General features: G+C 41.1%; 20 protein-coding genes. 4 read left to right on the top strand and 16 right to left on the bottom strand.

Annotated features, from left to right (window positions below; translation table 11 throughout):
* Positions 1 to 129: 129 nt before the first annotated feature.
* The 5 genes from PZ638_RS20210 to PZ638_RS20190 form a co-directional block, all read right to left on the bottom strand.
* On the bottom strand, positions 130 to 1086 hold the full coding sequence (locus PZ638_RS20210; RefSeq protein WP_004265276.1) for an OmpG family monomeric porin: 957 nt from the start codon (positions 1084 to 1086) through the stop codon (positions 130 to 132).
* Between the two features lie 123 nt (positions 1087 to 1209).
* Positions 1210 to 3090, bottom strand: a complete 1881-nt coding sequence (locus tag PZ638_RS20205; RefSeq protein WP_096863596.1) for a glycoside hydrolase family 3 protein — start codon at positions 3088 to 3090, stop codon at positions 1210 to 1212.
* 425 nt (positions 3091 to 3515) lie between these two features.
* A complete protein-coding gene (locus tag PZ638_RS20200) occupies positions 3516 to 4460 on the bottom strand; it encodes an OmpG family monomeric porin (protein WP_004265280.1) in 945 nt (314 codons plus the stop codon).
* 425 nt (positions 4461 to 4885) lie between these two features.
* Positions 4886 to 5656, bottom strand: a complete 771-nt coding sequence (gene tpiA, locus PZ638_RS20195; protein WP_036959102.1) for a triose-phosphate isomerase — start codon at positions 5654 to 5656, stop codon at positions 4886 to 4888.
* A gap of 178 nt (positions 5657 to 5834) precedes the next feature.
* Positions 5835 to 6464, bottom strand: a complete 630-nt coding sequence (locus tag PZ638_RS20190) for a DUF1454 family protein (RefSeq protein WP_004265284.1) — start codon at positions 6462 to 6464, stop codon at positions 5835 to 5837.
* A gap of 35 nt (positions 6465 to 6499) precedes the next feature.
* On the opposite strand from PZ638_RS20190, the gene PZ638_RS20185 reads away from it, so the two are divergent.
* Complete coding sequence (locus tag PZ638_RS20185) at positions 6500 to 6919, top strand: DUF805 domain-containing protein (protein ID WP_094961896.1); 420 nt, start codon at positions 6500 to 6502, stop codon at positions 6917 to 6919.
* A gap of 74 nt (positions 6920 to 6993) precedes the next feature.
* Here PZ638_RS20185 and fpr read toward each other — a convergent pair whose 3' ends face one another.
* On the bottom strand, positions 6994 to 7740 hold the full coding sequence (gene fpr / locus PZ638_RS20180; protein ID WP_206277475.1) for a ferredoxin--NADP(+) reductase: 747 nt from the start codon (positions 7738 to 7740) through the stop codon (positions 6994 to 6996).
* A 183-nt stretch (positions 7741 to 7923) separates the two neighbouring features.
* On the opposite strand from fpr, the gene PZ638_RS20175 reads away from it, so the two are divergent.
* Both PZ638_RS20175 and emrD read left to right on the top strand, forming a co-directional pair.
* Positions 7924 to 8052 (top strand): hypothetical protein, encoded by a 129-nt coding sequence (locus PZ638_RS20175; protein WP_256372551.1) that lies wholly within the window; start codon positions 7924 to 7926, stop codon positions 8050 to 8052.
* A 144-nt stretch (positions 8053 to 8196) separates the two neighbouring features.
* Positions 8197 to 9381, top strand: coding sequence for a multidrug efflux MFS transporter EmrD (gene emrD / locus PZ638_RS20170; RefSeq protein WP_140172861.1), 1185 nt, complete (start codon positions 8197 to 8199; stop codon positions 9379 to 9381).
* 41 nt (positions 9382 to 9422) lie between these two features.
* On the opposite strand, the gene PZ638_RS20165 is transcribed toward emrD, so the two are convergent.
* The 3 genes from PZ638_RS20165 to PZ638_RS20155 form a co-directional block, all read right to left on the bottom strand.
* The gene (locus PZ638_RS20165; protein WP_206277474.1) at positions 9423 to 13196 is read right to left on the bottom strand and encodes a hypothetical protein; all 3774 of its coding nucleotides are present in this window, start codon (positions 13194 to 13196) and stop codon (positions 9423 to 9425) included.
* 224 nt (positions 13197 to 13420) lie between these two features.
* Positions 13421 to 14947: a glycerol kinase GlpK gene (gene glpK / locus PZ638_RS20160; protein WP_004265295.1), complete on the bottom strand. Its 1527-nt coding sequence runs from the start codon at positions 14945 to 14947 to the stop codon at positions 13421 to 13423.
* Between the two features lie 3 nt (positions 14948 to 14950).
* Positions 14951 to 15811: an MIP/aquaporin family protein gene (locus tag PZ638_RS20155; RefSeq protein WP_004265297.1), complete on the bottom strand. Its 861-nt coding sequence runs from the start codon at positions 15809 to 15811 to the stop codon at positions 14951 to 14953.
* A 305-nt stretch (positions 15812 to 16116) separates the two neighbouring features.
* Between PZ638_RS20155 and zapB the strand changes: the two genes are divergently transcribed.
* Positions 16117 to 16356 (top strand): cell division protein ZapB, encoded by a 240-nt coding sequence (gene zapB, locus PZ638_RS20150; RefSeq protein WP_004265299.1) that lies wholly within the window; start codon positions 16117 to 16119, stop codon positions 16354 to 16356.
* Positions 16357 to 16600: 244 nt separating this feature from the next.
* Here zapB and rraA read toward each other — a convergent pair whose 3' ends face one another.
* The 7 genes from rraA to priA form a co-directional block, all read right to left on the bottom strand.
* Entirely contained in the window at positions 16601 to 17125 is a 525-nt protein-coding gene (gene rraA, locus PZ638_RS20145; RefSeq protein WP_004265300.1) for a ribonuclease E activity regulator RraA, read from the bottom strand.
* A 119-nt stretch (positions 17126 to 17244) separates the two neighbouring features.
* Positions 17245 to 18168, bottom strand: a complete 924-nt coding sequence (locus PZ638_RS20140) for a 1,4-dihydroxy-2-naphthoate polyprenyltransferase (RefSeq protein ID WP_004265301.1) — start codon at positions 18166 to 18168, stop codon at positions 17245 to 17247.
* A 187-nt stretch (positions 18169 to 18355) separates the two neighbouring features.
* On the bottom strand, positions 18356 to 19690 hold the full coding sequence (gene hslU / locus PZ638_RS20135) for an HslU--HslV peptidase ATPase subunit (RefSeq protein WP_004265302.1): 1335 nt from the start codon (positions 19688 to 19690) through the stop codon (positions 18356 to 18358).
* A gap of 11 nt (positions 19691 to 19701) precedes the next feature.
* Positions 19702 to 20232 (bottom strand): ATP-dependent protease subunit HslV, encoded by a 531-nt coding sequence (gene hslV / locus PZ638_RS20130; RefSeq protein ID WP_004265304.1) that lies wholly within the window; start codon positions 20230 to 20232, stop codon positions 19702 to 19704.
* A gap of 169 nt (positions 20233 to 20401) precedes the next feature.
* Positions 20402 to 21208, bottom strand: a complete 807-nt coding sequence (ftsN, locus tag PZ638_RS20125) for a cell division protein FtsN (protein ID WP_094961900.1) — start codon at positions 21206 to 21208, stop codon at positions 20402 to 20404.
* Between the two features lie 73 nt (positions 21209 to 21281).
* Positions 21282 to 22310, bottom strand: a complete 1029-nt coding sequence (gene cytR / locus PZ638_RS20120; RefSeq protein WP_004265308.1) for a DNA-binding transcriptional regulator CytR — start codon at positions 22308 to 22310, stop codon at positions 21282 to 21284.
* A 341-nt stretch (positions 22311 to 22651) separates the two neighbouring features.
* Positions 22652 to 24850, bottom strand: a complete 2199-nt coding sequence (gene priA, locus PZ638_RS20115; RefSeq protein ID WP_136135350.1) for a primosomal protein N' — start codon at positions 24848 to 24850, stop codon at positions 22652 to 22654.
* Positions 24851 to 25063: the final 213 nt, after the last annotated feature.

Below are 25063 nucleotides of genomic sequence, written 5' to 3'. Positions count from 1 at the left end.
TAGCGTTGTTGGCTACGTTCGCTAACCCTAGTCACATACTGGTGTATGCTCCTAGGGATTAGCTTTTCTTGCCGCCTAGCTACAGCACGAACTATTTTGAGTATTATCTGAGATGTAAACTAGGGCTAATTATTGCCACTGGTATTTGACACCTAACTGGCCAAGATAAAATGTTTGACGGTTGTTGCCACCTGAGGTGATACCTGCATTTTTTGGGTTTTCCCAAGTACTAGGTTCAACTGCGAAGCCGCCCCATAGTGTTAGTTTTGGTGTTAAGTTATAAAAAACTTGTGTCCCGACACGGTAGCCGTCTTTAACTTTCTGGGTAGTGCGTTTGTTACTATCGTAGTTATGTTCATTTAAATAATAACGAAAATAAGGCATTACGCTCCAGTCCTGATTTAACGTGATAGGAAAATAACCGCGAATTTGGTTTTGTTCCCATGTCTTATTAAAGTCTTTATCCCATGTCCAATCGGTGTATAGATAGACTTTGGCGGTTGCAGAGTCGTTGACCTTATAAACAAGTCCGTGTTCGGATTCCCACTCATAACTATTGGGGGCATGGAAATTATCGTAATGGTAAACCGCATCCCAAAAGTTAAATGCCCACTTATCATTGAAATTGTATGTCCCGCTAGGCATTAACCAAAACATAGTATTCGATGGCCGTGCCTGTGTGCCCGGTGCGGAGTCATTTGATTCCTTACGATAGGTGACATTCAAATTGAACTGACCAATATCGCTCGCATACATTTTCCGAGTAGCGCCAATTTGCGTACGATTACGAATAAAAGAATCTTTGGATGTTGAGAAATTGTGGTTGTAGCTTCTTAATGATTCCTTATGTTCCAGAAAAAAGCTCCATTTTGATTCAGGATTCGCTAAAAATAGTTGGCCAACCATCGTGGTTTTGTCGTAGACCTTACGACCGCTGGTATTATGGTGTCCTTCAAATTTTTCGAGTTCCATATAGACGTTGGAAGAAACGCGCCAGTAATCATTATTGACCTGATCAGCTGCGAAAACGGATGTTGTCAATCCTGTGAGAGTAACAAAAAGTAAACCATTCAGTGAAGTTTTCATTTTAACCCTTTAATTTTTATGTATATTTTGTTTTTTATGCCTTAGTTCAAGGCGTTAGTGTCTGGCCTTTATACCGTGGGGTATAAAGGCTAAATCATTGTTAATAATTAATAGGTTGTGTAATTAATTGATTGTGGAGTAGGTTTCACCATGACCATAAGGGAACAGCACTTTGTTACCTTGTGGGTTTTTAATATTAACGGGTAGCAACCCTTGAGGTGGGTTTAGCGGCTGGCCGTGAGTGTTAGCAAATAATGTCCGTAAACCGCTGCGAATATTGGTTTCTAACGAATTGCGGTTATTATTGGTGATATCAAATCCGGTAATACCGTAGATGGCAATATTTGCGTTTACATTGTTTAGGTATGCGATGTCATAGGGGTTACGTGAAGAGATAACAACAATAGGGGTTTTAAGTTGGTTTGCAGCATCAATGATAAGCTGAGCATTCGTTGGCGTATCCTTTAAATTGTAGGTCGTCAGTAATACCAAATCTTGGTTTTGAACCAGTTTTTTTGCTTCATCTTGAGTTAGCGTATTTTCATTCAATTTAACGACACTTTCGCCTGTAATAATAGCAACCCCCGTTTCCTGTGCGATATCATTTAACTGTTTTTGAATTAAGGTATTGCGTGGCTTTTCATCAGAAATAATGAAAATTCGATTCAGCGGTTTTAATTGATAGGGCAGCACATTCTCATTTTTAATTAATGTGATAGCCTGTTCAGAAACCATATTTTCAATATCTTTATGGCCTTTTGATGCGACGACTTGTTCTGCTTTCACTAAGTCTATTGGTTGTGCTGTAATTTCTTGCTGAAGCTTTTTCAGCACTACACGTTTTGCGGATTCATCAATACGTTTTTTCAGTTCTGGGTTTTTCTCTGCTTGTGTTTCTAAATAGCGGTACATGTTATCTAAACGAGAAACCGCTTGGGAGTCCCACATTTTAATTGGCATAAGAATAATATCTGAGCCAGCGAGTAACGAGGTTTCTACCGCCCAATTAATATCGAAGTTGTCAGCAATAGCCCCCATGTCCATGGCATCTGTCACTATCAAGCCGTCATAGTTGAGCTCATCGCGTAAAATACCATGCAAAATAGGTTTGGAAAGCGTCGCTGGGGTGCCAACTTGTTTACCTGCAAGTGTGGTGATCTTATCGTCATCCAGTGCTGGTACAATGATATGTGCGGTCATGACGGCATCAGCACCATGAGATAACGCGTATTTGAATGGGACGAGTTCAGTGTCTCGCCATGTTTTCGCGTCGGAATTAACAACGGGTAAATCAACATGGGAGTCAGCAGAGACATTTCCATGACCCGGGAAATGTTTAAGTGACGTCAATAAATTATATTTATGAATGCCTTGAATATAGCTGGTGGCCAGAGAGCCAACTAAATTTTTATCATCTGAGTATGAGCGTACCCCAATAACTGGGTTATTTTGGTTGTTATTAACATCAACAACTGGGCCAAAATTGATATTAAAACCAAGACTGGATAGCTCATATCCGTGGATCATCCCTGTTAGCTCTGCAAGGGCTGGGTTACGTGCTGCGCCTAATGCCATATTTCCGGGCATTTCGGTGCCTACGCGTAAGCGGGTGACATAACCCCCTTCTTGGTCGGTACCAATAAATAGTGGAAGATTACTGCGGGAAGATTGAAGTTTATTAATTAACTCCACAGTTTGTGGTGTATCAATCAGATTTTCTCTAAATAGGATCACCGAACCGAGGTGGTACTGATTGATAACCTTAGAAACTTCATCATTCATAACGAGAAAAGGAGCGGGTTCTCCATGGCTGTCTTTATTCCAATATCTGAAATCTAACATGAAGAGCTGACCAATTTTCTCAGCCTCGGACATATTATTTACTATTTCTTGTGCAGACTTTTGTTTGTCTTGCCATAATTCATTCAATTGGGCTTGTGTTATTGGGTTAGCCATTGAAAATGCACTGAAAATACAAGCACTAAGTAAAGTGAATTTCTTCATTTTTCATTTTCCCTAAGTTATTTTTCAAAAAATAATAAGTGGCTGGATATATTTATGATGTGAGAGTGCTCACAGTTGATAGTATTCTCTCTTTCAGAGTAAGAGGAATAGAGTACAAATAGATAGAGAAGGAGTCTTTATTTATCTCATTGATATTAAACGGTAAATTATCAAGAATAATTGATTTTAACCTAGAATAATTTCAACTTGATATTATTTTGTTATGTGATGTAAGTATAAATTATAATTAAATGGTATTTAAATCGACGATAGAGCGTAAAAAATTAATGTTTTCACTAATTATTTGCTTTTTAATATGTTTTATTCTTATATTTAAGTGGTTTTCTAATTTAAAATATATAAGCCATATGATATTTCACATGGCTTATTTTTTTAAGAGAAATAAGTTAGTTACAAACCAAAGGTTACCATTGGTATTTTACGCCAATTTTACTTAGGTATAGCGTTTGTTTATTATCATATCCTGACGTAATTCCATTCTTTTTAGGTGATTTCCATGTTGAAGGCTCATAGGCAAACTCACTCCATAAAGTCAGTGATGGGGTGACTTGGTATTCCACGAGAGAGCCAATGCGGAAGCCATTTTTAATTTCCTGTGTTAAATAATTATTTTTATCATAGGTATTTTCTTGTAAGAAATAACGTGCATAGGGGGTGATTTTCCAGTTGGGTTTAATGGTAATGGGTAGGTACGCACGAACTTGTGATTGTAAAAAGCGGGTGCTGAAATGTTTATCCCATTGGTTATCAATATAAACAGTGAATTTTGCTTTTAATGCATCTGAATATTTATAGGTCACACCAAATTCGGTTTCTGCTTCATGACTGCTGTCATTGAAATAATTACTGTAATAAAAATAAGAGAGCCAAAAGTTAAAAGACCAATCATCATTGAAACGGTACTCGCCGGCAGGAGTTAAGCCATATAAACGATTCGAAGAACGTGCTTTGGTGTTGGGTTCGACATCGTTTGACTCTTTTCTGTAACGAAAACCAAGCTCTAAGTCTGATGTTGGGGTGTTAATCATTTTCTTGATAGCATCAATTTGCGTGCGATTTCTAATGTAAGAATCCCGTGAAGTCGTGAAGTTACGGCCATGATTCCTTAAAGATTCGCGGTGTTCAAGAGCAAAGCGCCAGGCAGATTGCGGGTTGAAAAGCTTTAGTTGCCCAACGGTGCTGATTTTATCGTAGACTTTATTATTAAATGAATCACGTTGTCCTTGATATTCTTCTATTTCCAAATAGATATTGGTATTAACTCGCCAAGAGTCATTATTTAATTCAGAGAAACAAATTGTAGGGAATATAATTATGATGCTATAGATTAAACCAACTATATATTTCATATTTATCCTTCAGGGTGAGTTTTATTAGTGTTAATTATCTAGTTGAGCGATTAGAGAGATAAATGTGTATTAACTTTTATAGATTGTCTACCGTTATTATTTAATAGATGATGAATGGTATATATAAATTAAAAATCTAATAAGTTGCATCTTGTTGTTATTTTTGGGAGTTTTATTATTGTCGGTATAAAGGTGTATTTTTATTTATAACTTTATTTAAGATTTTTAATCATATGTTTATTTGTTAGTTTTAAATTTAATTAATAAATATTAATTTTATTTAAAACTAAGTGGTAATTGTATTATATGGTTGGTAATTATGAGAATAATAAAAATATTAATATGATGATTTTATTCATGTTGGAATTAATGAAAACAAAAAACCGCCAATATTTGGCGGTTAATCTCAAGGTATTAAAATAACCTTATTTAGATTTTTTCGCTTCAGCAGCCGCTTTAACAATAACAGCAAAAGCGTCAGCTTTCAGAGAAGCACCACCCACTAAGGCACCATCGATATCTGGTTGAGTAAATAGCTCAGCTGCGTTGCTGGCATTAACAGAGCCGCCGTATTGGATGATAACTTGTTCAGCAATGGCTGCATCTTTTTTCGCAATATGAGTACGAATAAATTTATGGATTGCTTGTGCTTGTGCTGGTGTTGCTGATTTACCTGTACCGATAGCCCAGATTGGCTCATAAGCGATAACGGCACCTTGGAAAGCTTCTGCACCTAAAGAATTCAATACGGCATCGATTTGACGAGCGCAGACTTCTTCGGTTTTACCCGCTTCATTTTCAGCTTCAGTTTCACCAATACACAGTACTGGGATCAGGCCTTGTTCTTTTAAGACAGCAAATTTCTTAGCGACAAATTCATCACTTTCGTTGTGATAAGTACGGCGCTCTGAGTGGCCGATAATGATGTATTTGGCGCCAACATCTTTTAACATTTCAGCAGAGGTTTCACCTGTAAATGCACCTGATAGGTTAACGTCAACGTTTTGTGCACCTAATGCAATGCGACTGCCTGCTAACGCATGTTTAGCTTGAGTCAAATAAATCGCAGGTGGTGCAATAGCCACATCACAGCCATCAACGCTGCTGAGTTCATTACGCAAGCCAGCGACGAGGTCATTGACCATCTGTGTGCTGCCGTTTAGTTTCCAGTTACCCATTACCAATGGATGTCGCATGTTATTTCCTCCAACCAGAGAGTTTGAATGATTAATCAATAAGTTATTCATCACACGCTTATGTTACACGCGTAACGTGACAATGTTGTCGCCATTCACCTTCTGCATTATAAGAACAATGGATAATAATAGCTTTGCTTTTCATCATGCTTGTTCTTAGAGCGTGATCACAGTCAGTTTAGGGTGTTTGTTGTTCTAGCTTAATCGGTTCAACAGCAAAAGTAAGCACATTATTGTCACTTTTTACTAAAATATATCTTAAAGCGCCTAATCGAGCTTCTTCCGCGTGAGTTGCACTATTATTGGCAATAAATTTATTTAAGGCTTCCGTAAGTTCAGGGGCTTTATCCTGTGAAACTTCAGGGGCAAATATACGGACCATTGCAATGGTATAACTTTCCATTAATTGTCGATTTTTTTGGTTTTCTTGTGGGTTATCAGACGGTAGTAATGTGATCTGTAAACTTTTAATTTTTTCACTTCCGCGTTCTAACACCGCAGAGGAATAAATTTGTTGGTTAATTCGAGAAGCTGCTCGAATATAGGGAGCTGCGATATCTTGGCTAGCAATTACTTTATATTCATGAAGATATAAGTCTTTGTATGCTTGATTGAATTGGTTACGTAATTCAGGAATAGTGAGGTTAAAAGAAGGCGCATCAGGGGCCAAATAGGAGACCTCAAAGTCAGTATCTGGCAGCGTTGGGACTTTTTGAGCAAAAGCCAGTTGTGGCACACTAAGTACAAAAATGGTTATGATGGCGTATACAGAACGAAATAAAGTTTGGGTCATTTTTGAGCCACTCATTTTTAGTTTTCCACATTGTATCAGGATTATAGGTAATGACATTACAACAATGGGCTTTTTCCTTCAAAGGCCGTATCGGTCGCCGGCCATTTTGGGTAGGTATTGCAGTCATTTTTATTTTAATGACGGTAATTGCCCTGTTACAAAATGCACTGCTATTCTCTGAAACACTTGCTATATCGTTATTTATTTTACTACTTTACCCTTTGGCCGCTATCTTTGTGAAGCGTTTACATGACCGTGGAAAATCGGGTGGGTGGTTTGCGCTGATTTTATTGGCATTTGCTCTTTTTTCAATCGACGTCAGCCAATTTGAACCTGTATGGCAATGGGGGATAGGGCGCTTTTTACCATTATTAATTACTATGATAATGGTACTTGATTGTGGAGCTTTTGTGGGGATGGATGGTGTTAATCACTACGGTGAAGAAACAGAAACGGTGGATTATTTATAGCGTCAATGCCATGTAGTCCGACTACCATATAACATGAATGCTACCCTGAAAATATTTCAGGGTAGCATGCTAAATTACCAGTATTGCTCACTCGAAATATGGCCAGGTTTGCGGCGTAAATGTTTAACCATGTTACGGTTATTTTTTAGTGTATCGCGAGTGTCCCTGACCATTTCAGGGTTACCACATAGCATAACGTGGCTGGTGTCAGGCGAAAGGGCTAGGCCAACAGCCTCTTCGAGTGCATGATTTTCAATTAAGGCTGGAACGCGGCCATATAATGAGCCTGTACATTGTTCGCGGCTCACCACGGTGACAATTTTTAATTTCCCTTGATATTGTTGTTCCAACTTTTTCATTAAGGACAAATAACTTAAATCTTTCTCATAACGGACAGCGTGGAGTAAAACAATGTTCTCGAAGCGCTCAAGGTCTTTGCCTTCCTGTAAGATGGACAAAAAAGGCCCAATGGCGGTACCTGTTGATAACATCCATAAGTTTTTACATTCGGGTATTTCGTCTAAAACGAAGAAACCCGCTGCTTCATCCGTGATCTGTAACGTATCATCGGGTTTTAATTGTGCTAATTTTGGGCTAAGTTTCCCTTCGGGGACGATGACAAAATAAAATTCAAGTCGGTTATCACTAGGTGCGTTGACGTAAGAATAAGCTCGTTGAATACGTTCGCCTTCGATTTCGAGTGCCAGTTTGGCGTATTGTCCGGCGGTAAAGGGTTTAATTGGCGCCTCAATGACTAAGCTGAATAATGAATCAGTCCAAAATTTGGCTTCAATCACTGTTCCTGTTACCCAATTTGCCATAGATCCCACCTCTTCATATTTTAAAATCGACCATCTGAAAAATAACTCATTTTTGATGTGAATGAGCCAAAGCATGGTTCACTAGGATTTAATACTAAAACAGTTCATTATTTATGCTTATCGATAATGTGTTCCAGTGTTTTATTCTTAATATTGGTCTATTTTAAAGTTCAATGTACAGTTATGTTGACAATGCTGGCGAATATTACTGCCATTGTTGAAAAATATAAAATGTCGCACTACTACGAAAAGATGGCTGCTTTTGTTATCTTAGTCACACTCAAGCAAAACGCATTATTTGCTATTTATTAAAAATGGCATAAAAGCGTAGAGCAGTATTTTTATATTGATAATTAAGCACCTAAATAATTTTGCATTATTACAATGAAATAATGCGGCGTTATTTTGTGTCCGAAATAGCGTGCATTTGAATTATTGGATGTATTTGAGAGAAAAATGAGAAAACTGGAACATTTTAATTTGCTATTAATGCTAATTGCATTGGCAGCAGTCGGCCAAATGACACAAACTATTTATGTTCCTGTCATTGCTGAAATTGCCGCTTATTTTAATGAGCCCTCTGGTGCTGTTCAACAAGTAATGGCGGCTTATTTATTTTCTTATGGTTTTTCGCAGTTAGTTTATGGGCCGCTATCTGACCGAATTGGTCGCCGACCTGTTATTTTAACCGGTTTAACGATTTTCTTATTTTCAACGGTTGTGGCAATTTTCGCGCCAACGCTAAATATACTTACAGTGGCAAGTGGGTTACAAGGGCTAGGAACTGGTGTTGCCGGTGTAATGGCAAGAACAATGCCTCGTGACTTATATAAAGGCACAGCGCTGCGTTATGCAAATAGCCTATTAAATATGGGGGTGTTAGTCAGCCCATTATTGGCTCCCATGTTTGGCGGAATATTAGCGCACTTTTGGGGCTGGCATGCTTGCTATATTTTCCTATTTATCTTAGGAGCCTCAGTATTATTGAGTATGTATCGTTGGCTACCAGAAACGCGGCCGGTTTCCCCAGAAAAGCACAGAATGTTGGCCTCATATCGTGAATTACTTTCAAGTGGTTCATTTCTCTCTTACCTTGCCATGCTAGTTGGTGCGTTAGCTGGGATAGCGGTATTTGAAGCCAGCAGTGGTGTATTGATGGGCGGTGTATTAGGGCTAAGCAGTATCACCGTGAGTATTTTATTTATATTGCCGATTCCTGCCGCTTTCTTTGGCGCTTGGTATGCAGGGCGAGAGGGAAAAACGTTTTATAATTTGATGTGGCACTCAGTGCTTATTTGTTTATTGGCTGGCTTTATGATGTGGGTGCCAGGCTGGTTTGGGATTATGAATATATGGACATTGTTAGTCCCAGCAGCGGTATTTTTCTTTGGCGCTGGTATGTTATTTCCATTAGCAACGACAGGGGCTATGGAGCCTTTCCCTTATTTGGCAGGTGCCGCAGGTGCTCTCGTTGGCGGCTTACAAAATGTCGGTTCAGGTGTTGCGACTTGGGTTTCCGCCTTGTTACCACAGAACGGGCAGTTTAGTTTAGGATTGTTGATGTTTTTAATGTCGACGCTTGTATTGTTGTGCTGGTTACCTTTAGCAAAACGTATGAATCACTCAGAACGCATGGTTTAATGGGATATGGTCAGGCTGCAAAAGACAGCCTGACCATCAAATTACGCGCTTAGCAGTATATCAGCTTGCTTTTGTGGCGGAATTGATAGCACCGATGAATACAAGGAGCTAGGTTCCTCTTCTGACATTGATGATATAAGTTCCGGCAACATGACTCCTGAATTAAATATCACTGGTTGGTTATAATCTAGAAATTTTGTATTTTCTGCTAATTGTCCTGTTGGATTTTGAGTGTTTTGTTGGAGCCAAATCAACTTTGGTACAGTATGGTCCTGCAAGTGTTGGTCTATATGAATGATTATTCCATCCAGTTTTAACTCAGGGGTACTGTCTATCGTGCCTTTTATTGTTAATTGATTTTGTTGTACTGAAAAATACCATTCCTCTATTGGTATGCTTTCTTGAATTTGTTTTTGGTCATCACTTGTCCTTAGTGTGACCCAAAAAGAGTACTGGCCATCAGGCAAGTTTAGGTGAGTAATATCCACCGTTTGTTCGAAGTTTACATCCGCAACTAAAGGTTGCTCGACTGTGTAGTAGATCACATCGGGTATTGCTGAGTAATGCCTTGCGTGAGTATCAAGGTGATTGAGCGCAATAAAGTTCAAAGAGGTATCAACCTGCGAATCTTGGCCAAATGGGTCAGATAATGAAAAATATTGTTGATGTAACCGGCCTTTTTCAACCCACTTGGCGCAAAGTGCACTTTTTGAGGTGATTTTGTCGAGATTGACTTTACCTGTCGAAAAATCAATTAAGCCTTCTTCTGTTGCTGCCCAGTAAATAGGGGCACCTTGCCAATAATTATCGAGAATCAGCTGGTTGGGTAATAAATAGCCATCACTGTTTGTTAATACACGGCAAGCTAATGAATCCGGGTTGTTATAGTGGGAGATCAACTGCCCAAGCTCTTTTTTGTAGTTCAATTCATGTAGAGTAAACTGAACCAATTCGCCTTTATCTGCAATATTGAAGCTCTCTGTACGTCGGATTTGTAATACTTCGGTCGATAACCCATTCGGAGTTGCATAAGTGACGGTGAATGCATAGTCACCATTAGTATCAAATGGACGGCCAACCCCTGTTTTTAGGTTATGGTAATCGGCCGGCAAGCTCCCTATGGTACGGTCAACCGTGATGGTGCTATAAGGGTGTGGGGTATTATCTGCCATTTTAGTAAACTGATGCTGTATCCAATAAATCGCTACATCACGTTGATGAGGGAATTGCTCAATTTGCGTTAGTTTACAATATTCAGCGTAATTTTGTTGGGTTAGTGTGACCCATTGTTTATTGGTTTGATCCCAGTGCTGATAAAAACCGTCACCTGCAAACCCGCCATCTTCGGTATCTTCCCCTTTCGTTTTATTATGTTGCCAGCGTACTCTTCCACTTAAAAATTGGTGAATTTTTTGGTTATAGGCATCTGCGTGAGGCAAGAAGGCATCATAAGCACCACTTCGAAAAGGAACAAAGCTGGAAAGCATGGTTGGCATGGCTTGTTGTAAGTGACTGTGGAGATCGTGATAAGTGACATAATATTGCCTAGATTGGTTATAAGCTGGGTTTTTACCATGGCTGTGAGGGTCGTAAGGGTATACTAACTTATCATCATCACCTAGTTTATTGGTATGAGGCAAGCCAAGACCGTGACCAAAAATCTCATGAAACATCACGTTAGGTTCATGAACTCCGCCACCGTTGTTGGGCGACCCAAGCCCTAATAGCGCAGTGCCAACATTTGAAGGTAGGGTTTCAATCGCAGTATATTGATAATCAGAATCAGCATTGTTAGCAGTTTGGTATTTATGACTATTATTATAAGCCCAAAAAATTTGTGCACTGGGGTGATAGTCAATCTCTTCAGGGTTATCATAATGAGGATGAATAAACGGAATGGTGTTGCTATTGGTGTCAGTTCTAAGTGGCGTTAAGCTTGGGTGACTCACCGTAGCAGGAAGGCTATGCACTGTGAGCTGCCCAATCGGTAAAACTGTTACCGCTTCTTTTCCCCAACTTAGCGGGGAAGATGAATAAACGCCATGTCCTTGTTGATATAAACTGTGGCTATCAACATGAACAATTAAGTGGTTATCAAGGGTGACATTGGGGGAGAATAGGCCATATTGGTTGGTTTCTTCGGTGATAATGGGTTTGCCATTAACAGTGATAACGAGGTTGATATCCGGTTGTATCCACTCACCTTTTAGCGGAGCTGTAAAGCGTTGCTGATGCCAATTTTGCGCTGAAACATTCATCTGTTGGGGGAGCGCTGTTAATTTTTGGGGCAAATGATCCGGGCCAGTTAATCTCACTCGACCTAATATTTTTCTTTCTTTATTGCTGACGATGGCTTCAATATCAGGGGATTTTGCCGCCGTTTCGCTGGTAATTTCCACATTCAATAACGCCCAGCGGTTAGCTGTTAAGCTCATGTGCTTATCGGTCATACTCTGCAGGTGAGTCTGCGCAAGTTGAATATGATGGATTTGCATATCACTTGGTGTTGTGTTGTGGCGCCGTTGGGGTTCATGATAAACAGGGTCTGGAATGGAATATGTGCGTTTACCAGGAATGCGCAGTTGTGGTGTATTTGCGGTTTGTAACTGAATGGAAAGGGGTTGGGATTGCTGCCCGTTAGGTAGAATAGCAATAAAATCAAATTGATCTGAGTGGGTTTTAAATTTTGCATTATTGGCAATGTATTGCCATTCGTTGGTGGTGTTATTTAGCGTTAATTGACCAAATTTGGGCTGCTCAAGGATTTTGTAACCCTTAATATGGGGGCTATTTGGTAGTTTTCCTGTTATGGCACCCACAACTAACTGATTTGGGAGCTCATCTGGGTTTTCTGCTACTAAAATAGGTAGAATTTGAGGAACGCTTTCTTGCGCATCATGTCGAGAGATCGCCGGTTTTGTTTGTTTCAATTGGAACTGGCGAAAAATGATATTTTCACCAACAAGTTTTAAGGTATTCTTTTCATAGCGGATTTTAACCGCAGGAAGCTGATTTACTGCCATTATTTTATTTACATCGGTTTCGACTGAATGGGCAATCTGTTGCCAAGATGATGTTTTTGTAATTGGAACGTCATGTAAAGACAACACCTTGTTATACTTCATATTTTCTATAGATATTGAGAAATATTGGCTGTTTTTTCGTAACTCATCGGTTAGCTTCAATGAGTTTATTGCTTGGGTTGGTAGGGTGATAATTTGCTGGAAACTGTGATTTTCTAAGGTGCGGCTGGCTTGCTCAATAGGCTCTACTGGATTAAGTTCATCAATGAGTTGCTGGGTCGATACTGATGGTTTTTTGTCTTTATCTTTGACTATCAATAAACTGCCGCCAGTGAGTTCCAACCAATGGCGAACTAGATCGACTTGTTTGTCATTGGCATTTTCGGGCAAGACGACGATATTATAATGGCGATGCCATTGCCCGCTTGGTAGTAATAAATCAGCGAGCTGAGCTTGTGCTCGAGTTTCTCCATTAATCCATTCATGGGGTGAATTAAAGCTTTCGACAAATAAATTTTGCTTGGGGTGGAAACTAAATCCAGAAAAATGTTCAGTACCGAGGGCACTCAATAAATAAGTTTTTTTATTTTCACCTGCTAACCGGGGTCTATCACTTAACCAATTGAATAACTTAAATGCTTTTTCGCCGTCAGCGGATAGTTCAGGGTTATCCTTTAATGCATTTATCAAGGCGGTATCTTGTTGAATAATTGCCACTCTCCCTTTTTTATACCATCCTAGTTGTAAGTTGCCTTGCTGTATCTCATCAGCAAATATTTTAAGGTTATCCATTACCATAATCCATTTTTTGAGGGTTAATTTTGAATTTTATTGAAATATTATTCTAAATAAACTGCAAAAAACGGTCTAATTTATTATTGTTTTAATAACTGCATTTTCATTGATTAACTAATTAGTTATTAGAAGAAAGTCATACTTGTAGGGATAAAATAAAAAAGGCCATATGATTCATATGGCCTTTGGGATATTAGAAATAAAACAGATTAAAAGATGGATTAGCCACGATCTTCCCACTCTTGGGCACGAGCTACGGCTTTTTTCCATCCCTCGTATTTGAAATTACGTTCCGTCGTTTCAATACCTGGTTTGAATACACGCTCAATGGTCGCCTTGCTCTGTAACTCATCAAGATTACTCCAGAAACCAACGGCTAAGCCTGCAAGGTAAGCGGCTCCCAATGCAGTGCTTTCTCGCACTTCAGGGCGTTCAACAGGAGTACCTAAAATATCTGACTGGAATTGCATTAAGAAGTTATTGGCGACAGCGCCACCATCAACACGTAGTGCTTTTAAGCGCTCACCTGAATCTGCTTGCATTGCATCAAGTACATCACGGGTTTGATAAGCGATAGATTCTAATGTTGCACGGATAATATGGTTGCGGTTTGCACCACGTGTCAGGCCAAAAATAGCACCGCGCGCATATGGGTCCCAATATGGAGCTCCCAAACCAGTAAAGGCAGGAACAACATACACGCCATTGCTGTCTTTCACTTTAGTGGCAAAGTACTCTGAGTCTGTTGATTCATCAATTAATTTCAATTCATCACGCAGCCATTGGATAGAGGCACCTCCGACAAATACAGCGCCTTCAAGTGCATAATTGACTTCACCTTTTGGGCCACACGCGATAGTCGTCAGTAGGCCATGATTTGAACGTACAGCAGTCTCTCCCGTGTTCAGAAGTAGGAAACAGCCTGTTCCATAGGTATTTTTGGCCATTCCTGATTTGACACACAGTTGGCCATACAGAGCGGCTTGTTGGTCTCCCGCCATTCCTGAAATTGGAATACGAGTCCCACCTTTCCCCCCAATATTGGTTTGCCCGTAGACTTCGGAAGAAGGGCGCACTTCAGGAAGCATTGCTCGTGGAATATTGAGCGCTTTGAGAATTTTGTCATCCCACTCGAGGTTACGGATATTGAACAACATGGTTCGAGAGGCATTGGTGTAGTCGGTGACATGAACACGCCCTTGTGTCATTTTCCAAACGAGCCAAGTATCGACAGTACCAAACAATAACTCCCCTTTTTCAGCTCGCTCACGTGCGCCTTCAACATGATCTAAAATCCATTTGACTTTTGTACCGGAGAAATATGGGTCAACAACCAGACCGGTATTTTGGCGAATATACTCTTCTAAATCGCGGTCATTTTGTTTTAGATGGGTACAAAAGTCAGCAGTACGGCGACATTGCCATACAATTGCATTATAAACAGGCTTACCTGTGGCTTTTTCCCAAACAATAGTGGTTTCACGTTGGTTAGTGATCCCAATCCCAGCGACTTCATCGGTACGGATATCCGCTTTAGCGAGTACTTCCACTAGTGTTGAGCTTTGTGATGCCCAAATTTCCATTGGGTCATGTTCCACCCAACCTGGCTTAGGATAAATTTGGGTGAATTCACGTTGTGAAATACTGACAATATTCGCATCATGGTCGAGTACAACAGCACGTGAGCTGGTTGTGCCTTGGTCGAGTGCAACAATATACTTTTTCGCAATAGTGGTTTCAGTAGTCATAATTTAAGCCTGTTCCGAGGATTTGGTGTTTTTAACGGATAATTTTTCTGTTTTGGTCTCTTCTTCACATACCATGCAAGGTAAGTGGCGACCAATCAGCTTGCGATAGGCGAATGCGCCTAGCAGACCACCAACAATAGGTGCTGTCAATGGGACAAGGAAATAAGGAATATCGCGGCCACCAGTCAGAGCGATATCACCCCAACCAGCGAGATAAGCGACAACCTTTGGACCAAAGTCACGAGCAGGGTTGAGTGCGAACCCAGTGAGCGCGCCAAATGACCCACCGATAACAGCAATCAAAATACCGATTAACAATGGTGCAAGTGGGCCACGTGGGACACCATTGCCATCATCGGTTAGCGCGAGTATTAAGCAAACAAGAATGGCCGCAATAATGACCTCAATAAAGAATGCATGAGGAACACTAATTTGTGGTGCTGGGTAGGTTGAGAAAACACCCGCAGTAAATAAGCTTTCTTGTGAGCCTCTAATGATGTGATGAACTTGATCGTAATCGAAAAATACAGGGGAATACATTGAGTAAACTAATGCGGCAGCAAAGAAGCCACCTAGCATCTGTGCGATGATATAAGGAACAACTTTGCGCTTATCAAAACACGCGAATAGCCATAGTGCGAGAGTAACGGCTGGGTTTAGATGGGCACCCGAGGTGCCAGCGGTTAGGTAAACGGCTAAAGCAACGCCAAAGCCCCATATAATACTAATTTCCCACAAGCCTAGTTGTGCGCCCGCTATTCTAACGGCAGCAACACAACCTAGACCAAAAAAGACCAGTAGCGCAGTCCCTAAAAACTCTGAGATGCACTGACCCGTGAGTGATGTAGTCGTCATTTGGCTCATATGTTTCTATCCTACGAAAATGAAAAATATTGTAATGTTTTTTTAAGTTAAGATTTTCTAATCGAAAATCATTAACTGTAAATTTATCGTTAAAGAACATAAACGAGAAATATCGAAATTGAAAAGTGTGTGTTACATCACTAAAGCGAAACAAAACAATCAAAAATAGTGATGGATTCGACCTTTGTGATGTGATCTGACCAGTGTTTTTTAATGAAGGTTATTACGATTCAGAAGGAAGGAACTGGACACAGAGGATCATGCTACTTACAATCGTGTAAAAGCTGATAAGGGAGACCAGAATTATGTCATTTGAAGTATTTGAGAAACTAGAATCCAAAGTGCAACAAGCGATTGATACAATCACACTGTTACAAATGGAAATCGATGAATTAAAAGATAAAAATGGTGCGTTAAGCCAAGAGCTTGAAACAGCAAAATCAGGCACGGATTCACTGGTGCGTGAAAATGAACAGTTAAAACAAGAGCAGCAAGCTTGGCAGGAGCGTTTACGGACTTTACTCGGTAAGATGGAAGAAGTGTAATTTCTCGTCATACTTCGCGTTGTAGGGGTGTTGGCTTCGTCTCTTCGCCCTAGTCACATACTCATGTATGCTCCTAGGGTCTTATCGACTTTGCCGCCTACCTACAACACGAATTATTTAGAGAAATCTTTGTTATATCTCGCATTGTAGGGTTTAGAGAAACTTTCGTCATACCTCGCGTAGTAGAGTATAAAAATAAGGGCTGCAAATTATTGCAGCCCTTATTTATAGAATTTTTAACGGATTATGCGTCGATATTGTCATCTTCGACAAAACCGTTGTTCTCATAAGGTGTTAATGGCTCTTCAGAAAGGATAATACCGGTGTTATCGGCATAAAGGTAATCACCTGAAAAGAAAGTCACACCGCCGAAATTAACACGAATATCACTTTCACCGATGCCTTCATCCGGACAGCCCGCCGGCATCGCAGCAATAGCTTGAATACCGAGGTCGAGTTCCATCAGGGTATCTACCTGACGAACCGCACCGTAAACCACAATTCCTTCCCAGTGGTTATCAACAGCTAACCTTGCAATTTCAGCATCAATAAGTGCCTTACGGACAGAACCGCCCCCATCAACGAGTAGGATACGCCCTGTACCATCCTCTTCCAGCAAATCATACACTAGGCCGTTATCTTCAAAACACTTAACTGTAATGATTTGACCGCCAAATGAAGTACGTCCACCAAAATTGGAGAAAAGGGGTTCTACCACGTTGACGCTTTCTTGGTAAATATCGCAGAGTTCGGAAGTATCATATTTCATAGGAGTTAGGTCTTTTTTGCTGCAAGAGGCAACCAGTATATCCCTTTTGAACCGTACTTGGCAAAGTTACCCGCCTAAAAATAGGCGGAAAAAGTCAAAAAAACGACAAATAGTGAATATTATTTGCTCATTACGACGCCGATGGAAAATAAAACGTTGGTCACGAGTGCAGCTTTCACCATATTTTCCAATAGAGGGCGCATACCTTCGGGGGTTGGGTCGCTGAGAACACGGCGTAAATGGTTCATTAGCATTGGTACGGCGAGTAAAAATAGCCAACCGCTCCAGCCGTGTAAATAAATTAGATTAAAAAAGGCCAAACATAAAATAGCCGCAACAATAATAATGGTGTGATAAATTCGAGCCCCTTGGGGACCTAAGCGTACCGCTAAGGTATTTTTACCTGCTTTAATATCATTTTCGATATCACGCATATTATTGATATTCAATACTGCGACAGAGAGCAACCCACAAGCCGTTGCGGGTAGGACAGTGATGATATTAAAACTATTTGCTTGTAAATAATAAGTCCCAATAACACTTAGCCAGCCAAAGAAGATTAAAACAGAAATATCCCCTAACCCCAGGTAGCCATACGGTTTTTTGCCCACGGTATAGGTAATTGCAGCGACGATAGCAATAAGCCCTAATGCGACAAAACCAATGGCATCCTCGGGTTTTTCGCATGCGACAATAATTAACAGTAAGCCGGAAAGACAGGCCGCTGTAATATTTAGCTTGAGCGCCTTTTTCATATCCGCTTGCGTGATAACGCCTTTTTGCATGCCACGTAATGGACCAATGCGTTCAGCCGTATCAGAGCCTTTGACCGCATCACCATAGTCATTCGCAAGGTTAGATAAAATCTGTAATAAACCCGCTGTGATAAGTGCTAATAAAGCGACAGGCCATTTAAAATTATTAGTTAAATAAGCGAGTGCAGAGCCTGTCACAATCGCAATCACCCCTAATGGTAGGGTTTTAGGGCGGAGACTTTCAATCCAAGCTTGTTTACGACTTATTGTTGAGGATGTCGACTGCATGCAGTTACCTATAATTCAAACTCTTTAGAGATGTGATCTTAATAATTTAATAACCCATCATATAGAGAGATACCTGAGTATTTTCAATGCAATGGGCAGAATATTTCATAGAAAAAAGTGCAGCGATAAAAGCTGCACTTTAGTCGATGTATATTAAGGATACATGAAAACCAGATAATTAATAAGATTATAAAATAAATCTACTCAAGTCTTCATCTGCCACCAGCTCATCTAAGTGCTGTCTGACATAGTCTGCATCGATTTGGATAGTTTGCCCGTTACGGTCACTGGCATCGAAAGAAATATCTTCCATTAAGCGTTCAAGCACTGTGTGTAAGCGACGAGCACCAATATTTTCGGTTGACTCATTCACTTGCCATGCTGATTCTGCAATTTTACGAATACCGTCAGTCGTGAATTCAATATTCACGCCTTCTGTTGCCATCAGCGCTTTATACTGTTCAGTTAATGAGGCATTTGGCTCAGTCAAAATACGCACAAAATCTTCAGTTGTCAGAGCTTGTAGCTCAACGCGAATTGGCAAGCGGCCTTGGAGTTCAGGGATTAAGTCTGATGGGCTCGAAACTTGGAACGCACCTGAAGCAATAAACAGGATATGGTCAGTTTTGACCATGCCGTGCTTAGTGGAAATGGTACAGCCTTCGATTAATGGCAGTAAATCACGTTGAACCCCTTCACGGGATACATCTGGCCCCGAACTTTGGCCACCGCGTTTACAAATTTTGTCGAACTCATCGATGAAGACGATACCATTCTGTTCAACCGCTTCAATCGCTTGTTCTTTTAGCTCTTCAGGGTTGACTAATTTAGCCGCTTCTTCTTCAACTAGCAGTTTGAATGCCTCTTTGATTTTCATCTTACGAGGTTTCTGTTTTTGGCCTGCTAGGTTTTGGAACATGGATTGTAACTGGTTAGTCATCTCTTCCATGCCTGGAGGTGCCATAATTTCAACACCCATAGGGGATGCAGCGACTTCGATTTCAATTTCTTTATCGTCTAATTGGCCTTCACGTAATTTCTTACGGAATGCTTGGCGGGCTGGAGAATGCTCATCCGTTGGTTCAGATTGCCCCCAGTTATTTTTTGCTGGTGGGATAAGAACGTCTAAAATACGTTCTTCAGCCATTTCTTCGGCGCGATAGCGATTTTTTTCGATAGACTGTAAACGCACCATTTTAACGGCAGAGTCAGTTAAATCGCGAATAATCGAGTCAACTTCTTTACCAACATAGCCGACTTCAGTAAATTTGGTCGCTTCAACTTTGATAAATGGCGCATTGGCTAATTTTGCAAGGCGACGGGCAATTTCAGTTTTACCTACTCCTGTTGGCCCAATCATCAAAATATTTTTTGGGGTGACTTCGTGTCGTAATACTTCGTTTAACTGCATACGGCGCCAGCGGTTACGCAGAGCAATCGCAACAGAACGTTTGGCTTTATTTTGGCCAATAATATGATTGTCGAGTTCGCTGACAATCTCGCGTGGAGTCATTTCGGACATACTAGCAATCCTTATGATTTTGAAGAAATTTCTTCAAAGTTGACATTATGGTTGGTGTAAATACAGATATCACCTGCAATAGCGAGCGCTTTTTCAGCGATTTCTTTAGCACTTAAGTCTGTATTTTCTAACAAAGCACGTGCGGCTGATTGTGCATATGGGCCACCGGAGCCAATCGCAATTAAGTCGTTTTCCGGTTGAACCACATCACCATTACCCGTAATGATCAGTGAAGTGTGTTCATCAGCGACAGCTAACAAGGCTTCTAATTTACGAAGCATGCGGTCGGTACGCCAATCTTTAGCAAGTTCAACGGCCGCTTTCGTTAAATGGCCTTGATGCAGTTCGAGTTTGCGCTCAAACAGTTCAAATAATGTGAATGCGTCTGCGGTGCCACCGGCAAATCCGGCAATGACTTTGTCGTTGTATAAACGGCGAACTTTGCGGACATTGCCTTTCATGACGGTATTACCCATCGTCGCCTGTCCATCACCACCAATTACGACCTGGCCATTACGGCGAACACTTACGATTGTTGTCATGAGTTAGCCCCTGGTTTTATTACAAAAAAGAATGCGGTTGAATGTGATTTTCAAAAGATTAAATTCAAGTGATAGTTGTCTAATTAACTATCACTTGAACTAGGTTGAAGACACAAAGTACCGCTCATGAGTACATTAAAACAGTACATGGGGGGGAAGGAGGAATTTTTCAACCCCCAGAAGCACGAAGAATACAACCGGAAACACCTGCACCTGCTGCACGGTCACGCATTTTTTCGGCAGTGGACTTGGAATAAGGTCCTAAAACGATACGGTGCCAACCTCCACCTGCGCTTACACGGCTTTCAATACCTGAGAATGCCAAAGTAGCTTGTACAGACTCGGCTTGTTCTGCTGTACGGAATGAACCACATTGAACAACCATATTTTGCAAGCTGTTTGTCGGTTTAGTGCTTGGTGCCGTTTGTGGTTGAGTTGCAGGCGCGGTTGGTTGAGCCTCAAGTTTTGGAGGGATATTGGCCGCCGGTTTACGTTGTACTGGCTCGATAGGTTGAGCAGGCTCATTGATGAGCACTTGTGAACGCGGTACTGGTTTACCGTTTGCAGGTATTTCTTGCAAGTTAGTGACAGGCTGGCGTCTGTCAGAATCAATTTGCTCTAATAGCTGGCGCTGTTCAGGTGTTAAATCTGATGGGCGCACAATATTATTCCCCGTGCTCGGCTGTTGAATATTTGGCATATCCACACCACGACGTTCGAGTTCCTTAATATAACGCCAACGTTCTTCAGGCTTTGGTGGAAGCGTACTACCCGGTGTTGTGGGAGTGGCTACCTGAGGTTGTGGTGTGTCCTTTTTATTTTGAGTGATATAAAACAGGCCGCCAACAAATAGCACGACAATCGTGACAGCAACAACCAATGTTGTCATTGGTAGTCCTTGTGCTTTCTTTGATTTACCTTTGCTTTTTTTACGGGCGGATGAGCGCCCTCGAGCTACATAATCTTTTTGTGCCACGCTATTAATTCACTAGTTATCAATTGTTAGTCATCATTTGGGTTAACATGTTACTTAACCTGAGCAACTTTGACTAGCTTTTAGGCGCTTTTGTGCTCTCTCTAATGATTAAATCAGAATCTAGGAGACGTGAGCCTGGATTAACATTGTGCCCATGAATCTGTTCAAGTAGTAATTGCATCGCATGATGGCCAATTTCAGCACGAGGTTGGTTGATAGTCGTTAGGGCTGGCAAGGTGTATTTTGCTTGCTCTAAGTTATCGAAACCAACAAAAGAAAGGTCATCAGGGAGCTTTAAGCCCATTTTTTTCGCTTGCCACATTGCACCAATTGCCATGATATCACTATGGCAAAAGATAGCTGTCGGTGGTTCAGGAAGTGACATCAATGTTTTCACTGCTTCAGCGCCACCCTCATGGGTAAAATCACCACGAATAATATAATTTTCACGCAGTTTTTCACCTGTGCGTAACATGGCTTTTTTATAACCTTCTAAACGATATTGGCTTAAAGGCATATGGTCAGGGCCTGCAATACAAGCGATCAGTTTATGGCCTTGTTTTTGTAGGTAATGTGTTGCGTTAAATGCGGCGGTGAGGTTATCGATATGTACGGTAGGCAGTTTTAGCTCAGGTGCGAACTCATTGGCCATCACAATTGGAGGGAGGTTTTTTTGCTCTTCGGTTGAGATATCGAATGGAATATTGGAACCCAGTAAGACCATGCCATCAATTTGTTTGGTAATAATGAGATTAATAAAAGCATTTTCTTGTTTTTCTTGGTGTTTACAGTCCCCAATCAAAACAAAATAGCCTTCTTGAGCGGCAATTTCTTCAATGCCGCACACGACATCACTAAAGAAAGGGTCGCGAATATTAGGAACGAGTACAAGAATAGTCTTTGATTCATTGCGCTTATAGCTTCTAGCAAGGTTATGAGGATAATAGCCAACATCCATCACCGCTTGTTCGACTTTTTGGCGTGTTTGCAAAGAAACTTTTTCCGGATTCATAAGTGTTCTAGACACCGTCGCTGTCGAAACGCCCGCGGCACTGGCAACATCTTTCATCGTTGCCGTGTTATTGTGTTTTTTACTTTCCACAACGCCTTCCTTAGATTGATTTAATCGTTTGCTTTTTTTGAATGGCGCAAGTACGTCATTATTAGTGGTTATTCTAATTGGTTTCTCAAGAATATCTGTTACCTAGTTTGCATAAAAAATGTGACTTGCGTCATTTTTTAGAGCTACTTCGCAAATTTTGAAAATAATTCTAAGGGCAAAAAGATAAATGAAACTCAATATGTATGAAAAATACTCAATTTGGTCGTTTAGAATTATATGGCAAATAATTCAAATTTATCAACATGCTGCAAAGACAATACTGGTATGGCCTATAAAGTTAAATGGTTAGATAAAATGAATCCTTTAGCATTGATAATGAGTTAACAATCGGTCGGGTCCACATCGATGTTCCATTTTACTTTGCGACTTTCTGGCTGTTGAATAATTTCTGGCAACAGTTTCGCCATAAATTGTTGTAAATAAAGCCGCGAAGGGTGTTGCAATAGCAATTGCCAGCGGAATCGCCCGCCACGTTTGGCTTGAATCGACGGCGAGGGGCCTAAAATCCACATTTTGGCATCACTTTGTGGATGTTCACTAATATATTGCCGTACATTTTGCAAAAATTGGCGCGAATCTTGGTTATTGTGGTCTTCTGAACGGATCAATATATGACTGGTGTAAGGTGGTAACATTGCGATTTGCCGTTCTTCCATCGCTTCTTGGGTAAATGCGTGATAACCCTTTTCAAGAAGCGTGAGCAACAATGGGTGTTCGGGATGGTGGGTTTGCAAGAACACTTCACCTTGTTTACCAGCTCGTCCTGCTCGACCAGAAACTTGCACGTATAATTGAGCAAACCGTTCGGCTGCACGAAAATCACTCGAGAATAAAGCCCCGTCGACATCTAATAAGGCGACTAAGGTGACATCAGGGAAATGGTGGCCCTTGGCTAACATCTGTGTGCCAATAAGAATTCTAGCTCCCCCTTCATGTACTTGGTTTAAATGCTGTTCCAGTTCCCCTTTACGGCTCGTGGTATCACGGTCAATACGGGTAACGGGGGTATCAGGGAACAGTTCACAAATCCCTTCCTCAAGTTGCTCCGTTCCCATTCCAACAGGCACTAAATGAGTTGAACCACATTGTGGGCACTGACGAGGAACCGGGCGCTGGCTATCACAATGGTGGCAGCGTAATTGATGGAAATTTTGGTGCAAGGTGTAATAGTGGTCACAGCGCTGGCACTCTGCAATCCAGCCACATTCATGGCAAATTAATGCAGGGGAATAACCACGACGATTTAAAAATAGAATGACTTGGTTGTTTTGTGCAAGGTGTTCTTTAATGTGTTGAATTAATAAGTGAGAAAGGCCAAATTTTAACGGCTGGCCTTTTAAATCAATAAGGTGCTGAGCCGCAGGGCGTGCATTACCTGCACGAATAGTGAGATTTAATTGCCGATACTTATGCTGCTGTACATTGAATAAGGTTTCTAGTGATGGCGTCGCAGTACCCATCACAATGGGAATATTGTTCTTTTTAGCGCGGAAAACAGCTAAGTCACGTGCATGATAACGCCAGCCATCTTGCTGTTTATATGAGCTGTCATGTTCTTCATCAATAATAATAATGCCAAGGCGGGCAAAAGGGGTGAACAGCGCTGAGCGAGTGCCAATAATAATGGCGTTTTGTCCTTGCTTAGTGCGTAACCAAACCGCTAAGCGTTCGCTATCGTTCAAGCCTGAGTGCAACACATCAACAGGCGCATTGAAGCGCTCGCGAAAACGGCTAATCGTTTGTGGGGTTAAGCCAATTTCAGGCACCAAAACTAAAGCTTGTTTACCTTGGGCAAGGACATTTTCCAATACACTCAGGTACACTTCCGTCTTACCGGACCCTGTGATCCCAGCGAGTAGCCATGGCGAAAATAGGTCATCTTCAGCACGTATAGCACCGACAGCGGTCGCTTGTTCACTATTAAGCCGCAACCTTTCCCCACAAACTGTAAAGCTTGGTTGCCACTTTTCGCTAGTCGGTTGAACGGGATGTAACTCAATATAAGCTTTCTTTTTCAATGCTTGCAGAGCACTTTCACTGATTTCAAGCTCACTCACTTGATGGCGATAAACGGCTCTACGACGCAAAAGTGCAAGAGCTTGTTGCTGCTTTGGGGAACGTTTTAGCTCATTAAGGTCAACGGCTAAGCCTTCATCCGTCACTTGCCATTGCCAAATAGGGGTAAATTCCGCAGGTTTACCTTGGCGCAATAGTGTGGGTAATGCGTGGAAGAGCACTTCACCTATTGGGTAATGATAGTATTGGGAAGACCACAGTAAGAGCTGCCAAATATCGTCAGGGAAAAGCGTTTGGTGGTCGAGAACCAGTTCGATGGCTTTTAATTTATCTTCAGCAAATTCGCTTTTATCGCTGTGCTTTACCACAATACCCAAGGCTTGGCGCTTGCCAAATGGCACCATAACACGGCTGCCAATCACTGGTAGTGGCATGTTATCAGGAAGGCGATAATCAAATGTGCGGTTTAAAGGGACAGGTAAAGCCACCTGAACGACGATCATATCTGGGTTTCCGTCTATTTTTTATGCGATAATGCGAGCGATTGTTGACTAGAGTACCACAAAATTTACTCGGTTTTCATTGCGTGATAAACAGAATTTCTGTATGATCCGCCGCCTTTGGTATCTATTTTTACCAATATATTAAATTCAATCAACACGACGTGTGGTGTCCGGCGTTAGGGCTGGAATGGCGACACGGCCTTAATAGAGGTT

Source organism: Providencia hangzhouensis, from assembly GCF_029193595.2.
Classification (GTDB): Bacteria; Pseudomonadota; Gammaproteobacteria; order Enterobacterales; family Enterobacteriaceae; genus Providencia; species Providencia hangzhouensis.
The sequence above is the reverse complement of the archived record's forward strand: the minus strand, read 5'-3'. Positions and strand labels throughout refer to the sequence as shown.

Excerpts from the sequence above, each read along its gene's own strand:
- PZ638_RS20190 (WP_004265284.1), bottom strand. The coding sequence starts at position 6,464 with ATGAGTGGCTCAAAAATGACCCAAACTTTATTTCGTTCTGTATACGCC.
- PZ638_RS20165 (WP_206277474.1), bottom strand. The coding sequence starts at position 13,196 with ATGGATAACCTTAAAATATTTGCTGATGAGATACAGCAAGGCAACTTA.
- tpiA (WP_036959102.1), bottom strand. The coding sequence starts at position 5,656 with ATGCGACATCCATTGGTAATGGGTAACTGGAAACTAAACGGCAGCACA.
- glpK (WP_004265295.1), bottom strand. The coding sequence starts at position 14,947 with ATGACTACTGAAACCACTATTGCGAAAAAGTATATTGTTGCACTCGAC.
- PZ638_RS20185 (WP_094961896.1), top strand. The coding sequence starts at position 6,500 with ATGACATTACAACAATGGGCTTTTTCCTTCAAAGGCCGTATCGGTCGC.
- hslV (WP_004265304.1), bottom strand. The coding sequence starts at position 20,232 with ATGACAACAATCGTAAGTGTTCGCCGTAATGGCCAGGTCGTAATTGGT.
- PZ638_RS20155 (WP_004265297.1), bottom strand. The coding sequence starts at position 15,811 with ATGAGCCAAATGACGACTACATCACTCACGGGTCAGTGCATCTCAGAG.
- PZ638_RS20200 (WP_004265280.1), bottom strand. The coding sequence starts at position 4,460 with ATGAAATATATAGTTGGTTTAATCTATAGCATCATAATTATATTCCCT.
- PZ638_RS20210 (WP_004265276.1), bottom strand. The coding sequence starts at position 1,086 with ATGAAAACTTCACTGAATGGTTTACTTTTTGTTACTCTCACAGGATTG.
- hslU (WP_004265302.1), bottom strand. The coding sequence starts at position 19,690 with ATGTCCGAAATGACTCCACGCGAGATTGTCAGCGAACTCGACAATCAT.
- PZ638_RS20175 (WP_256372551.1), top strand. The coding sequence starts at position 7,924 with ATGTTGACAATGCTGGCGAATATTACTGCCATTGTTGAAAAATATAAA.
- priA (WP_136135350.1), bottom strand. The coding sequence starts at position 24,850 with ATGATCGTCGTTCAGGTGGCTTTACCTGTCCCTTTAAACCGCACATTT.
- zapB (WP_004265299.1), top strand. The coding sequence starts at position 16,117 with ATGTCATTTGAAGTATTTGAGAAACTAGAATCCAAAGTGCAACAAGCG.
- PZ638_RS20205 (WP_096863596.1), bottom strand. The coding sequence starts at position 3,090 with ATGAAGAAATTCACTTTACTTAGTGCTTGTATTTTCAGTGCATTTTCA.
- rraA (WP_004265300.1), bottom strand. The coding sequence starts at position 17,125 with ATGAAATATGATACTTCCGAACTCTGCGATATTTACCAAGAAAGCGTC.
- PZ638_RS20140 (WP_004265301.1), bottom strand. The coding sequence starts at position 18,168 with ATGCAGTCGACATCCTCAACAATAAGTCGTAAACAAGCTTGGATTGAA.
- fpr (WP_206277475.1), bottom strand. The coding sequence starts at position 7,740 with ATGGCAAATTGGGTAACAGGAACAGTGATTGAAGCCAAATTTTGGACT.
- emrD (WP_140172861.1), top strand. The coding sequence starts at position 8,197 with ATGAGAAAACTGGAACATTTTAATTTGCTATTAATGCTAATTGCATTG.